The sequence below is a fragment of the Gilliamella sp. B14384G10 genome (genome assembly GCF_016101685.1).
Taxonomy (GTDB): domain Bacteria; phylum Pseudomonadota; class Gammaproteobacteria; order Enterobacterales; family Orbaceae; genus Gilliamella; species Gilliamella apis_A.
In genome coordinates this window covers 146,239-160,349 of the sequence record NZ_JACFQA010000002.1, presented here as the reverse complement: position 1 = coordinate 160,349, position 14,111 = coordinate 146,239, and the positions used below count along the sequence as shown (strand labels likewise).

The window sequence follows — 14,111 nt, the reverse complement described above, 5'->3', positions numbered from 1 at the left end:
TAAAATGATCCTTTTTGCTTTTTTGGAATTAAATAACATTTATCAAAAATATATTGTGACTAGTATTAATATGGCTAATTATTATTGCTAGTCATGTTTTTACTTGTATAAATATTGCTGATTCGACTAATTTTTTTATTTTAAGTTTTCCTCTATTAACAATGGCTGGCAAAGTAAGTATAAAACCTTTATACTATGTGGCAATTTTTAGTAATACTTGCTGTGTTGCTAAATCAACCCGTTCTTTAACATCATCAATTGGAAGAAAATTATGCATCCGATGCTGAATATTGCTATTCGTGCTGCTCGTAAAGCAGGTAATGTGGCCATTAAGGCTTATGAAAATCCAAGTTCAATCGAAATTGACACTAAAGGTGCCAACGATTTTGCTACTAACGCTGATCGTGCTGCTGAAGCCTTAATTATCGAAACGATCAAGAAAGCGTATCCTGATCATACTATTATTGCTGAAGAAAGCGGATTAGCTAAAGGTAATGATGCTGAAACGCAATGGATAATTGACCCAATTGATGGTACTACTAATTTTATTAAAAATATTCCTCATTTTGCTGTTTCGATTGCCGCTCGAGTTAAAGGTAAAACTGAAGTTGCTGTTGTGTATAATCCAATGAGTAATGAACTTTTTACTGCTGCACGAGGTAAAGGCGCACAACTAAATGGTTACCGTATCCGCGTAAGTAATGCTAAAGACTTAGAAGGTAGCGTTTTGGCAATGGCTTTTCCTTTTAAAGCTAAACAACACAGCGATAGTTATTTTGCAGTATTGCAAAAATTATTCACTAAATGTGGTGATTTTCGCCGTACAGGTTCAGCAGCATTAGATTTAGCTTATGTCGCATCAGGGCGTTTAGATGGCTTTTTTGAAATCGGCTTAAAACCATGGGATATTGCTGCTGGTGAGCTGATTTTACGTGAAGCTGGTGGCGTGGTTACTGATTTTGCTGGCGGTAATAATTATATGGTTTCTGGTAACATAGTTGCAGGCAATCCAAGAATCGTTAAAGATCTGCTTGTTTCTACTCAAAATGATTGGCCAGAAAATTTGCGTAATTAATTTTACTTTCTTTATCTAAATGCAGGGCTGTCTTAACCCTGCATTTTGTCTTTATATCTTTTATCAAAAATATAAATTTGCTATTGGTTATTGTGGATCAGTTATTGCTGTCATGGAACAATTAACTTGTAAGCCTTGATTGTTTAAATAGTCACTACCCCAAATATACATCGATTCGAGAACAGGCCTGATACTTTTGCCAAAGTTGGTTAAAGAATATTCTACTTTAGGTGGTACAACGGGATAAACGTGTCGATGAATTAGGCCATTTGCTTCAAGTTCACGTAGCTGTTGGGTTAGCATTTTAGGTGTAGCGGTTGGAATTTCTTTCTGTAATTGTGAAAATCTTAAGGTGGTTTCGGTCATCAGTTTCCATAAAATGAGCGATTTATATTTACCACCAATCATATTAATTGTAGCATCAACTGGACAACAGGTGATAGGTTGATGTCCTTTTCCACAACAAGTGGTATTAATCGGATTATTTTTCACATTATTATCTCAATGGTATCTTTTTAGGTAGTATATATCAAAAAAGTGCATTCTTGTTAAAAGGATAATTAATATTACAATAGCTATATAAATCACATCAAAAACCACGGGAAACATCAAATGAAAACCATCGAATATAATTTTTTTGTGGAAGAGATGAGTTGCGCATCATGCGTTAGTCGTGTTGAAAAAGCATTAAAAAAGATTGATGGCGTGATTAATGTTAGTGTTAACCTTGCGACAGAAAAGGCAACAGTTGAAGCTAATACTAATGTGCAATTAGAAGCCTTAATGGCAGCAGTCGATAAAGCTGGTTACCACGCCGTAAAGATTACTGAACCAGAAATTCATGCCCAAGATATGAGTAAACAAGCATCAATTTGGCCGATTATTATCTCTGTTATCTTAGCGATTCCTTTTGTGTTGCCGATGTTACTTGAACCGTTTGCTATTCATTGGATGATGCCCGCTTGGTTGCAATTAGTGATTGCTTCGATTGTGCAATTTGGTCTTGGCGCTAAATTTTATCGAAGTGGTTTTAATGCAGCTAAAGCATTATCAGGAAATATGGATCTGTTAGTGGCAATTGGTACCAGTGCAGCTTATGGATTGTCACTTTATCAGCTTATTATTGGTAATAACGATCATCTCTATTTCGAGTCATCGGTTGTTATTATTACGTTAATTTTGATTGGTAAATGGTTAGAGTCGAGAGCCAAACATCAAACGACCCAAGCGATTGAGGCACTTTCTGCACTTCGCCCTGAAGTTGCATTAGTTCGACAAGGCGATCAAGAGGTAAGTTTGCCGATAAGTCAGGTTAAGGTCGATGATGTGGTTGTGATCAAACCTGGTGAAAGAATTCCAGTAGATGGTGTGGTTATTGACGGCGCATCGAGTTGTGATGAATCGATGTTGACGGGGGAAAGTTTCCCAGTTAATAAAATCCTCAATAGTGTGGTAACTGGTGGCACCATTAATGGTGAAGGATTATTGATAGTAAAAACAACAGCGGTACAAGCTGATTCGACTTTGTCTAAGATTATCGCTATGGTCGAATCTGCTCAAGCGAAAAAAGCGCCAATTCAGCGTATTGTCGATCGAATAAGTGCTATTTTTGTTCCTGTAATTTTAATCATTGCTCTGATTACTCTACTTGCATGGGGCCTTATTTCTCATGATTGGCAGCAAGCTTTACTACATGCGGTCGCCGTGTTAGTCATTGCTTGCCCATGTGCATTAGGATTGGCGACACCCACCGCCATAATGGTTGGTACGGGGGTTGCTGCTCGCCATGGTATTTTGATTAAAGATGCCGAGGCGCTTGAAATCTTACATAACATTAATACGGTAGCATTGGATAAAACTGGCACATTAACCATTGGTAAACCAGAATTAGTTGAACTGGATGTAATGGGCACAGAAACTGCCGATCAAATTCTTGCACTAGCAGCATCAATGCAAGCCGGAAGTGAGCATCCACTCGCTAAAGCAATTTTAGCGAAAGCTAAATCGTATAATTATGCGCAGAATATTATCTCGGTTGCAGGTTCAGGGGTAATGGCAACCATTGATAATCATCAGTTTTATTTAGGCAGTTTACGTTGGATGAAATCGTTAAATGCTTATTTTATGGATATGCAGGATAAAATTAATGAACTTACCCAAAAAGGTTATACAATCTCATTTTTAGCCAAACAGCAATCGGAAAATGGTGTTGTGATATTAGCCTTATTTGGTTTTGCTGATGTAATTAAATCGGAAGCAAAAAATGCCATTGATGCATTACATCAATTAAACGTAAATACGGTTATGTTAACCGGCGACAATCAACAAGCGGCTAATTATGTAGCACAGCAATTACATTTAGATAAAGTTATTGCTGAGGTTTTACCACAAGATAAAGCCAATTATATTTATCAATTACAAAAAGAGAGCCAAAACCTTAACAATAGCAATAGTAATCATAAAGTGGCAATGGTGGGTGACGGTATTAATGATGCTCCAGCTCTAGCTGCGGCTGATATTGGTATTGCTATGGGAACGGGGACTGATGTCGCGATGCATGCAGCGAGTATAACGTTGATGCGTGGCAATCTATTTTTAATTGCCGATGCTATTGATATCTCTCGCCGAACCTATAATAAAATTAAGCAAAATTTATTTTGGGCTTTTTTCTATAATTTAATTGGCATTCCTCTTGCTGCCTTCGGCTTCTTAAATCCAATGATAGCCGGCGCTGCTATGGCACTTAGCAGTGTAAGTGTTGTGACTAATGCTTTATTGTTAAAACGTTGGCAAGCACGTTCTCGGTCAAAATAATTTATTTTGAACAAATGCTTTATGGTAATAAATTAATTTTAGATCAAGTAATTAATGCAAATATTGTCCCAAATTAATCGATTTTGGATCCTTTTTATCGTTCGGATCTAATAAGGGTAATATCTATAGTAGATTAGTGGTGAATATAATATAAATCAGAATGAAACTAATTGAAAAAACGATTAATTGGATAAGTATAAATATTTCACTATGCGAAGATTCAAATACTTGATTGAAAAAGCACCATCTTATAGGGTGTTTTTTCAATCGGCATTTTCTGATAAATTAAAGCCAAAAACCGGCAAAATTTTCCTATCGGAATAGCATCATGCTAAACAATGATAAATAGCATCTCTAATTTTTACTGGATAGTGTCCCAACATTCCTTCAATTGCGGTATTAGTCAAAATGACTACAGCTAATTCTTGTTGAGGATCATAAAACCAATTATGACCATACACACCGCCCCATTGAATAGTTCCTTTACTCTGTGGTGTTTGCGCTAAGATCGGGTCATCAAGCACCGCACCACCATAACCGAATCCCCATCCTGGCCCTTTTGTACCATATTCACTACTTATATAACACTTCGCCATTGTATCCATTAGTTTATTGTTACTTAAATCAGTATTTATTGAAGTTAGTGATAACAGAAATTGCATAAAATCAGGGGCAGTACCAACCATACCAGCCCCACCTGAATGATAGGCTTTAGGATTAAATATGCGTTTAGGATCATAAGAAACAATCCCGTTATTCGATGCTTCATCTAATTGCATAAAATAAGGGCTTGGCATAGGTAATGGTTCCGGTAAAGCATTATAATAGTGAGTAACTAATTGATTATTATCTGGTATGGTAAAGCCGGTTTTTGCCATATTCAAAGGAATCGTTATGGTAGTTTTTATTATTTCTTCTAATGGTTGTTGAGTGACAGCAGTTAATACTCCACCTAGGACATCTAATGCCAATGAATAACACCAATTTGTTCCAGGAGCAAAAAGAAGAGGAGCTTTTGATAATCGATGAAGATTTTCATCTAAATCAGTTGCTATTTGATCAAAGCCGTCTGAAATCTGTAATGTATTATAAATGCCTTCACCATGAGGTTCGCAAAAACGATATTTTAGTCCCGCACTATGGGTTAATAAGTGATGCAAAGTAATAACTGGTTGCTGGCCATTTTCTAGTTTTGGAGTGAAATAAGGTAGATAATCAGTAACAGGCGAATCCAATTTTAGTAGTCCTTTTTCTACTAAACATAATGCGGCTGCACTAACTATCGGTTTGGTAACAGATGAAAGCAAAAATTGTGAGTCAACTTGCATGGTTGATTTTTGTTCTTTATCAGCATAGCCGGATGCTTGTTGATAGATTATTTGTCCCTCTTTAGCAACCATAACAACAGATCCAACTATATGTTTTTTATCTATCGCATATTGATTCACTTTATTGATTGCTTGTCCAACATTTGCAGAAAAACGACTAACTTTCATTTTTGTCTTAACTCTTGATTGATTATTATTTCACCTAGTAGTATATGTTTTTTTTGTAAGATAATAAATATGCTAAATGAATTTATTTTGACGATGCTTAGTTGGTTTCCTATTAATAGTTATGCTTATGTAATTTAACATTATTTTTGTATTATCAGTTCCATTTAATTTGTTACTGTAAAGTGTATGCTGTTTAGCCATGAAGAACGATAGCTCTGTTATGTATGAGGTTACTTAATTATATAATCCAATTCAGGTTAGTATGATTGGATTGAATTCGATTTCGTGTCAATTAGACTCAAGCACATTTTATTTTTATGATTTATTTTAGATTAAAACCAACTTGTGATCCTTTACCTTGCTCAGTAACAAATACCCCAACGGCAGTAATCAATTGCTCATTATAGTAAATTAATGGAATACGAGTGCGCATCCATGGCGGAATATGGTGTTCTTGCCATAATTTTTTGATTGATCGTGATCCTTGGCGCTGTACAATTTGAAATTGACCTTGCGCATGAAAACGCACCGAAACCGTTTCATCTTTTTGTGGTAAACGGCAGGTTAAATCTGTTTGATAATTAGGCTGTAAATGGCCTAAATTATCAGGCAAAATGAGTGACGTAGCTAAATCCCACGGCAGGATTTGCTGTTCAATATCTTGATATAAAGGTAATAAATAGAGTTGGTTTTGATAGCGGCGAATCTGTCGATTATGCAAAATAAATTGTGGATTGGCATCTTCTTTCGCTTGAATAACGGTTTGCCAAATTAACGACAGTTGCTTTTGACTTGGCATGCCGATATGTTGCTCTCTAAACCACATTCGCAATATTGCATTACGTTTGTATTGAGAATAATCCCGTAAAGGTTGAATATTGAGTTGTTTAGCATTACCAATAATTTGCTCAAATTCAGCCAATAACAGCTCATGAATTAAAGCTTCTTGCTGTTGACATAATTCAGCACTACGAGCCACCATTTGTGAAAAATGTGGCCAACGTTGATTAAGTATTGGCATTACCTTTAAGCGTAAAAAATTACGATCATAATGGTCGTCTTGATTACTTTCATCTTCAATCCAACTTAATAGATGTTGATTGGCATATTGTTCAATTTCTTGGCGAGAGATCGTTAATAATGGTCTAAGATGTTGGCCATTTTCCAGAGGCATAGCGGATAAGCCTGTTGGGCCACTACCACGTTTTAAGGCTAGGAAGAAAGTTTCACATTGATCGTCAAGATGTTGTGCCGTACATAACATCTCATCACTTTTTAAATGTTGATAAATGGCTTGATAACGAGTTTCTCTGGCCTGTTCTTCAATATTGCCAGCACTACGATTAAGTTTTACTTTTTCAATAATCAATGGCACTTGCCACGTTTGGCATTGTCTCAGGCAATGTTCAGCCCAATTATCGGCATTTTTACTTAAACCGTGATGAATATAAATAGCTCTTAGTTGTAAATTTTGTAGCCGTTGCTTTAAGGTGACTAATGCTTGCATTAATACGGTTGAATCGACACCACCACTAAAGGCAACCAATAACGATTGCCGACCGTTTAGATGTTGTAAAATAGTTTGCTCAACAATATTGTCTATTTGGGTTTGATTTTGATGGCTCATGTGCTATCCATTTATACTAAGCTTTGTAACGCATTAACCTTATTTTTGTGTAGATTGATTCGATCTAGGCCAGCAGCCAGATCGGCGATTAAATCATCGGGATCTTCAAGGCCAATATGTAATCGAATTAATGTACCTGTGAAATCCACACCGGATACTGGACGTATTTTCGCAAGATCTTCAGGTTGATTGGCTAAAATCAATGATTCGAATCCACCCCATGAATAAGCCATCGAGAAGTGAGTCATATTATCTAAAAAATCAGATAATTGCACTTCGCTCAAATGATCTTTAAGTACAAACGAAAATAGGCCACTAGCGCCACTAAAATCACGTTTAAAAAATTCATGCCCTTTACAGCTTGCTAATGCAGGATGGTTAACCGTGGCAACTTTGGGGTGATTTGCTAACCAGTTAGCTACTTTTAGTCCACTTTCGTGATGTTGTTTTAACCTGACCGCTAAGGTTCTTAATCCCCGTGCTGCCATATAAGCGGTATCAGCATCACACATTTGTCCCATTAAATAAGAGCGTTCACGTAATTGATCCCAACATCGTTGATTAGCAACCGCAGTACCTAACATAGCATCAGAGTGACCAATTAAATATTTAGTACCGGCTTGAATAGAGATATCAACATCATGCTCTAATGCTTTAAATAAAACACCTGCAGCCCAAGTGTTATCCATCATAATGACAATTTCCGGATTAACACTGCGAATAGCTTTAACTATCGCTGGCACATCATGCAGTTCCATAGTGATTGAGCTTGGTGATTCAAGAAATACTACTTTGGTATTGGGTTTAATATGATTAGTAATATAGCGACCAATCAAGGGTGAAAAATAATCGGTTTCCACACCAAAATCTTTTAATATATGTTCGCAAAATTCTTGCGTTGGCTCGTAACTGGCTTCTGAAACCAAAATATGATCACCTGATTTGACAAAAGCTAAGATAGCATTTGCAATGGCTGCTGCACCACAAGGATAAAGATAGCAACCTGCGCCACCTTCAATTTCGACCATGGCATCTTGTAAGGCAAAATGGGTTAAGGTACCGCGTCGACCGTAAAATAATCCGCCTTTGGCTCGATTTTCCATCGCGTCTTTTTTCGCTTTTAATGAATCAAAAACAAGCGATGATGCTCTCTGAATAACGGAGTTAACAGCACCTTGGGTATAACGTTTTTTTCGACCAGCATGAACTAATTTTGTTTGTAATGACATGATGCATCCTTAGTGAACCGATAAATTTCGATAACAGTTAGCATAGCATGCTGTTAAAATAGTAAAAAATAATTTTTGTTTAAATTGGCTTACATAAAATGTTAATTGCTCAACTTGCTCATTTAGATACGGCAGAAGTGAACTATTCATTATTATCACCACAAATCATTAATGATGCTGAGTCATTAAGTGGTTCACGAAAAAAACAGTTTTTAGTTTGTCGTTCAATTTTAGCTAGTTTACTTAAACAGTATTGTCATATTGATAGTTTGCCACCCATCATTATTGGTGATAATAGCCGTCCTTGCTTTTTACAACATAACCTGCCTGATTTTAATATCAGTCATAGTAAAGATTGGGTGGCAGTTGCCATATCCTTAAATGGTAGAGTTGGGATTGATATTGAAGTTGCTAGGCAGCGTAAAAATTATCTGAATGTCGCCAAAAATTATTTTGCTAATGAAGAATATCAATGGATATTAAAACAATCGGATACTTTAGCGGCATTTTGGCAACTTTGGACATTAAAAGAATCTGCACTTAAATTATATGCGAAAGGTGTTTGGCAAATAAAATCGGTCAAAATAGATGTTGAAAAACAGATGATTAGTGCGCCATTTGGACAGGATTTTTATTATCAATATCAGCAAGTAGAAGCAGTTCATCTTGCCGTAAATCATAATAAACCTATTACAGATTTTATTTTGCAATCTTAACAGGATAATCATCTGCTACACCATGATGGTCGCAGCAGATTAATATTATTAATTTATTCTGCGCTGGAAGCAAGTAAACCAGACTCACTTAATGTTTTATTAAAATCTTTATCCATAAAGAATAAATCTCGTTTGTTTTCACCAACTAATTCCAGTTTATCAACAATGCTTTTAAAAAGTTTTTCTTCTTCATGTTGTTCAGCAACGTACCATTGTAAAAAGTGAAATGTTGAGAAATCTTTTTGGGTTAAAGCATAGTCAACAAGCTCATTTATCTCTTTGGTAATTTTAAGTTCATGTTGATATGCCGCTCTAAACACATCAAGTAATGATTTATATTCTGCTTCTGGTGCTTCAATTTTGCCAATAAGCGCTAATGCACCGCAATCTAACACATAATCAAATAAGCGTTCCATATGTTGTCGTTCTTCGCTAGCGTGATCCCTTAAAAATTTTCCAAACGAAGGAAAATTTTGATCATCACACCATGCACTCATTTGTAGGTAAAGGTTAGAAGAATAGAATTCTAGATTTAATTGGTCATTGAGTTTTTTGACCATTTGGTTGGTTAACATTTCATTTTCCTCACATTGCTTTTTTAGTATTTCACTTTTTATTGATATAAAGTGATTATTGATAAGTGTATGATAGTTATTCATACACTTATATTAGTTAAATTAGATAAATATCTTGAAGGATCTTTCTGTTGTTATCATCTAATTGATACTCTTGGTGTAACCAATTATCTATTGTGTTATAGCGTTTTTTTATTTCATCGATAGCAGCGGTTAAAAACTCTTGCTTAGCTGAAAAAATGATTTTCTGTTTTTCAAATTCTTCAGCCGATAATTTACTTTTATTTTGACTAAGTACAGCTTGACGATAATCATTTAAATATTGTTCGGTAAGCAAATAATCTTGCATAACAACGTCTTCGCTGACACCTAATGCAAATAGGGTTAAGGCGACGCCGACACCAGTTCTATCTTTACCTACTGCACAGTGCTGTACTAATGGTTTGCCATTCGCATTGAGTAATATTGATATTAATTTTTTATAAGCTGGATTATTAAACGGTAATAGCTGATAAAGTTTAATCATAAAATCCAACGGCGAATATTTTTTAAGTACGAATATATCATCACTAACTAAGCTTGCTGTAATTTCATCACTTAATGGATTTGCTGGGATATTAAAATATTGGCTATTGTTCCAAAGATTATCAGGATTACGATCGATTTCAAGTTGATCACGATAATCTAATACATAATGTAAATTAAGCTCATCAGATAAGAACTTTTTTTCCTCATCACTAAGGCGAGAGAATTCACCTGAACGATACAACATTCCTGAACGAATTTGGCGACCATCACTGGTTTTAATGCCACCTAAGTCTCGAAAATTAATTCCATTTTGGATTGGTACAACTGATGTCATTATTGGTCCTTATTTCTGCTTAACTTTGCTTGCTATATTAACATGTTTCTGATTAGAATTGATTCATCGTTTTTGCATTATTATTGCTTGAGGAATCTATTATGTCGACTTTATCTATCTTATTATCGGAAAAACCTGCTCCATCTAAATGGGGTAAAGATGCTTTACTTAGTTTTTCTGATGATGCCATTACCATTCATTATCAACCTGACCATCGACATGGTGCTATTCAGCGAGCTGCTCGAAAACTAGATAATCAAGGTATTAAGTCAGTTAAACTTAGTGGTGATAATTGGGATTTAGAATCTTGTTGGCATTTTTGGCTCGGTTATCGTAATGCTAAGAATAATAATAAAGTAAGTTGGGCCAAACTTGATAGTCAAGATAAGCAAGAACTAAAATATCGTCTCGCAATTATTGATTGGTGTCGAGATATTGTTAATCAACAAGCTGAAACATTAAGCCCGTTAGAACTGGCAACACAAAGTGCAAACTTAATTAGTAATTATTCCTCAGATATTACCTATAACATTACTTCAGGTGAAGCATTAAAAGAACAGGATTATATGGGCATTTACTCGGTTGGCAAAGGATCAGAACGACCGGCAGCGTTGCTTGAGCTTGATTATAATCCGACTAAAAATCCTAAAGCGCCAATTGTTGCTTGTTTAGTCGGTAAAGGTATTACTTTTGATTCTGGTGGTTATAGCTTAAAACCAAGCAGTTTTATGGAATCAATGCGATCGGATATGGGGGGCGCAGCATTAGTAACTGGTGCTCTGGCACTTGCTATTGCTCGAGGTGTTAAACATCGTATCAAACTTTATCTGTGTTGTGCTGATAATTTGGTGAGTGGTAAGGCATTTAAACTGGGTGATATTATTCGATATCGTAATGGTAAAACTGTTGAAGTTGATAATACCGATGCGGAAGGACGGTTAGTTTTAGCTGATGGATTAATTAGTGCTGACAACGATAATCCTCATTATATTATTGACTGTGCAACCCTTACTGGTGCAGCAAAAATTGCTGTAGGTAACGATTATCATTCATTACTTTCGTTTGATGACCTCTTTGCAAATCAGTTATTAGCTAGTAGCCTCGTGGAACATGAAGCTTTTTGGCGATTACCATTAGCTGATTTTCATCGTAGTCAATTTCCATCATCTTTTGCTGATATGGCCAATTCTGGATTACCCAATACCGCTGGTGCAAGTACTGCTGCGGCATTTTTATCTCATTTTATTAAAAATTATAAACAAAATTGGCTACACATTGACTGTTCAGCGACATTCCGCAAAAGTGCTACCGCTTTATGGGCAACAGGTGCAACAGGTATCGGGGTAAGAACGCTGGCTAATTTGTTAACTATATTAAAATGATTAGTAATGATTTTATGATGCATTAAATAGAATTTTAAAAAAGTTTATAAATATATAAGGAATATCATGAATATAAAAAAGTTACTATTAGTTATGCCCCTCTTATTTTCTTTTGTTACTTATGCGAGGGATTGTACAACAGAATATGAAAATAAAAATTATGAAAAGGCACTTATTGAATGTACACAAGAAGCAGAAAAAGGTAGTTCAGAAGCGCAGTATCTTTTAGGTGACTTATATTATCAGGCTATAACAGGAGATGAGCAAGATGATTCACTATATCAAAAGGCTATTTATTGGTTTACAAAATCAGCCGAACAAGGTTATGTAGATGCACAATATACTCTAGGCATATTGTATGATCAAAGTGATGATGAAACACAAGATTCCCAAAAAGCGTTATTTTGGTATGAGAAAGCTGTAGAACAAAATGACCCCCCATCACAATATAATTTAGGTATTATGTATGAATATGGTCATGGCGTTGAACCAAATATACAAAAAGCTTTAACTTTGTATATAAAATCAGCTGAACAAGGTTATATGGATGCACAATACGCGTTAGGACTTATGTATGATAAAGGTGATGGAATAGAACAAGATAAACAAAAAGCGATATTTTGGTATGAAAAAGCTGCAGAACAAGGTGACTTCAACTCACAATTTAATTTAGCTCTTATGTATGATGAAGGTGATGGAGTTGAACAAAATAAACAAAAAGCAGCATTTTGGTATACTAAATTAGCGGAGCGGAATGTCGTCCCTGAAGCACAATACAGGTTAGGAATTATGTATGATAAAGGTGATGGGGTTGAGCAAAACAAATTATTAGCTAATAAGTATTTTAAACAGTCCTGTGAGCGGGGTTTTGAAAAAGCTTGTAATAAATTAGAAAAATAATCCTAAGATTTAATAAAAAAACACCTTAAATCACTAAGGTGGTTTACTTGAAGTGTTGATTAATTTTAGAACAACCTATTGTTTATCTTCAACCACTGTTGCTTTTTTTATATAGATTGGTTCAACAAGGGCATTTTGACGTGGTCTTATATGTTAAATTCGACAGTCATAATCTTATCAGTAATCTTTCTTCTTTATAGGTTTATTCATTACACAATAACTTTATTATTTGTGAGCGATAATTAAGAAAATTAATGCTAATGATTATTTTGATACATACATTTATATATAATGAATAAAATAAAAAATAGTAGTGTCTATTTTAGCATGTATAGGAAATACAATGAAAAAACTAGTATCTTTTGGGTTATTAATTCTGTGTTCTTTTTCAAGTTATGCAAATCAATGCGAAATATATTGGTTGATGGGGAGTAATGAAGAAGCTTTCACTCCATGTAAAGTAGAAGCGGAGCAAGGTAATGCCGAAGCCCAATATATTTTAGGACTTATGTATGATGAAGGTGATGGTATAGAGCAAGATGTACAAAAGGCCGCATATTGGTACAAAAAAGCGGCAGCAAAAGGTAAATCTGATGCACAATTTAATTTAGCGGTTATGTATGATGAAGGTGATGGCATAGAACAAGATAAACAAAAGGCGTTATATTGGTATACAAAAGCAGCAGAACAAGGTAATTCTAATTCACAAAATAATTTAGGGCTTATGTATGATAAAGGAGACGGCATAGAGCAAGATAAACAAGTGGCGTTATATTGGTATACAAAGGCAGCTGAAAAAGGTGAATCTTACGCACAATATAATTTAGCGATTATGTATGAGAAAGGTGATGGTGTAGAACAAGATAAACAAAAAGCTGCATATTGGTATACAAAAGCAGCAGAGCATGGTAATTCTAATTCACAAAATAATTTAGCGGTTATGTATGAGAAAGGTGATGGTGTAGAACAAGATAAACAGAAGGCAGCATATTGGTATACAAAGGCAGCTGAAAAAGATGAATCTAATGCTCAATTCAATTTAGCGCTTATGTATGATGAAGGTGATGGCATAGAACAAGATAAACAAAAAGTGATATATTGGTATACAAAAGCTGCAGAGAAAGGACATCCCGCTGCACAAAACAATTTAGCGTTTATGTATGATAAAGGTGATGGTGTAGAACAAGATAAAGTAAAAGCTGTATATTGGTTTACAAAATCGGCACAACAAGGAGTGCCTGATGCTCAATACAATTTAGCGCTGATGTATGATAAGGGCGATGGCATTAAGCAAAACAAATCATTAGCTAATGAGTATTTTAAACAGTCTTGTGATCAGGGATTTGAAAGAGCTTGTAATAAATTAAAAAAATAATCCTATGATTTAATAAAAAAACCACCTTAAATCACTAAGGTGGTTTACTTGAAGTGTTGA

Annotated in this window: 12 protein-coding genes; 6 read left to right on the top strand and 6 right to left on the bottom strand. The window is 35.2% G+C overall.

All coding sequences use genetic code 11. The annotated features are described in order from the left end of the window. Positions 1-271 precede the first annotated feature (271 nt). Entirely contained in the window at positions 272-1,075 is an 804-nt protein-coding gene (suhB, locus tag H3T54_RS05070) for an inositol-1-monophosphatase (RefSeq protein ID WP_198221261.1), read from the top strand. Between the two features lie 87 nt (positions 1,076-1,162). Here suhB and H3T54_RS05065 read toward each other — a convergent pair whose 3' ends face one another. Next, positions 1,163-1,483, bottom strand: a complete 321-nt coding sequence (locus tag H3T54_RS05065) for a helix-turn-helix domain-containing protein (protein WP_110447045.1) — start codon at positions 1,481-1,483, stop codon at positions 1,163-1,165. Positions 1,484-1,687: 204 nt separating this feature from the next. Between H3T54_RS05065 and H3T54_RS05060 the strand changes: the two genes are divergently transcribed. Beyond that, positions 1,688-3,889 carry a cation-translocating P-type ATPase gene (locus H3T54_RS05060; protein WP_198221259.1) on the top strand — a complete coding sequence of 734 codons (2,202 nt, stop codon included), beginning with the start codon at positions 1,688-1,690 and terminating at the stop codon, positions 3,887-3,889. Positions 3,890-4,215: 326 nt separating this feature from the next. Here the strand turns inward: H3T54_RS05060 and H3T54_RS05055 are convergent, their stop codons facing one another. The 3 genes from H3T54_RS05055 to metC form a co-directional block, all read right to left on the bottom strand. Then, the gene (locus tag H3T54_RS05055; RefSeq protein WP_198221257.1) at positions 4,216-5,385 is read right to left on the bottom strand and encodes a serine hydrolase; all 1,170 of its coding nucleotides are present in this window, start codon (positions 5,383-5,385) and stop codon (positions 4,216-4,218) included. Positions 5,386-5,707: 322 nt separating this feature from the next. After that, the gene (gene tilS, locus H3T54_RS05050; RefSeq protein WP_198221255.1) at positions 5,708-7,012 is read right to left on the bottom strand and encodes a tRNA lysidine(34) synthetase TilS; all 1,305 of its coding nucleotides are present in this window, start codon (positions 7,010-7,012) and stop codon (positions 5,708-5,710) included. Between the two features lie 11 nt (positions 7,013-7,023). Beyond that, positions 7,024-8,241, bottom strand: coding sequence for a cystathionine beta-lyase (gene metC / locus H3T54_RS05045; RefSeq protein WP_198221253.1), 1,218 nt, complete (start codon positions 8,239-8,241; stop codon positions 7,024-7,026). Between the two features lie 98 nt (positions 8,242-8,339). On the opposite strand from metC, the gene H3T54_RS05040 reads away from it, so the two are divergent. Beyond that, complete coding sequence (locus H3T54_RS05040; protein WP_198195933.1) at positions 8,340-8,957, top strand: 4'-phosphopantetheinyl transferase superfamily protein; 618 nt, start codon at positions 8,340-8,342, stop codon at positions 8,955-8,957. Positions 8,958-9,010: 53 nt separating this feature from the next. On the opposite strand, the gene ftnA is transcribed toward H3T54_RS05040, so the two are convergent. Beyond that, on the bottom strand, positions 9,011-9,532 hold the full coding sequence (ftnA, locus tag H3T54_RS05035; protein WP_198221251.1) for a non-heme ferritin: 522 nt from the start codon (positions 9,530-9,532) through the stop codon (positions 9,011-9,013). Between the two features lie 97 nt (positions 9,533-9,629). Next, on the bottom strand, positions 9,630-10,394 hold the full coding sequence (locus H3T54_RS05030) for a tyrosine-protein phosphatase (protein ID WP_110446956.1): 765 nt from the start codon (positions 10,392-10,394) through the stop codon (positions 9,630-9,632). Positions 10,395-10,495: 101 nt separating this feature from the next. Between H3T54_RS05030 and pepB the strand changes: the two genes are divergently transcribed. The 3 genes from pepB (at position 10,496) to H3T54_RS05015 (ending at position 14,051) form a co-directional block, all read left to right on the top strand. Next, positions 10,496-11,776 (top strand): aminopeptidase PepB, encoded by a 1,281-nt coding sequence (pepB, locus tag H3T54_RS05025; protein ID WP_232351559.1) that lies wholly within the window; start codon positions 10,496-10,498, stop codon positions 11,774-11,776. A 66-nt stretch (positions 11,777-11,842) separates the two neighbouring features. Continuing rightward, a complete protein-coding gene (locus H3T54_RS05020) occupies positions 11,843-12,676 on the top strand; it encodes a tetratricopeptide repeat protein (RefSeq protein WP_198201695.1) in 834 nt (277 codons plus the stop codon). Between the two features lie 343 nt (positions 12,677-13,019). Further along, complete coding sequence (locus tag H3T54_RS05015) at positions 13,020-14,051, top strand: SEL1-like repeat protein (RefSeq protein ID WP_198221250.1); 1,032 nt, start codon at positions 13,020-13,022, stop codon at positions 14,049-14,051. Positions 14,052-14,111: the final 60 nt, after the last annotated feature.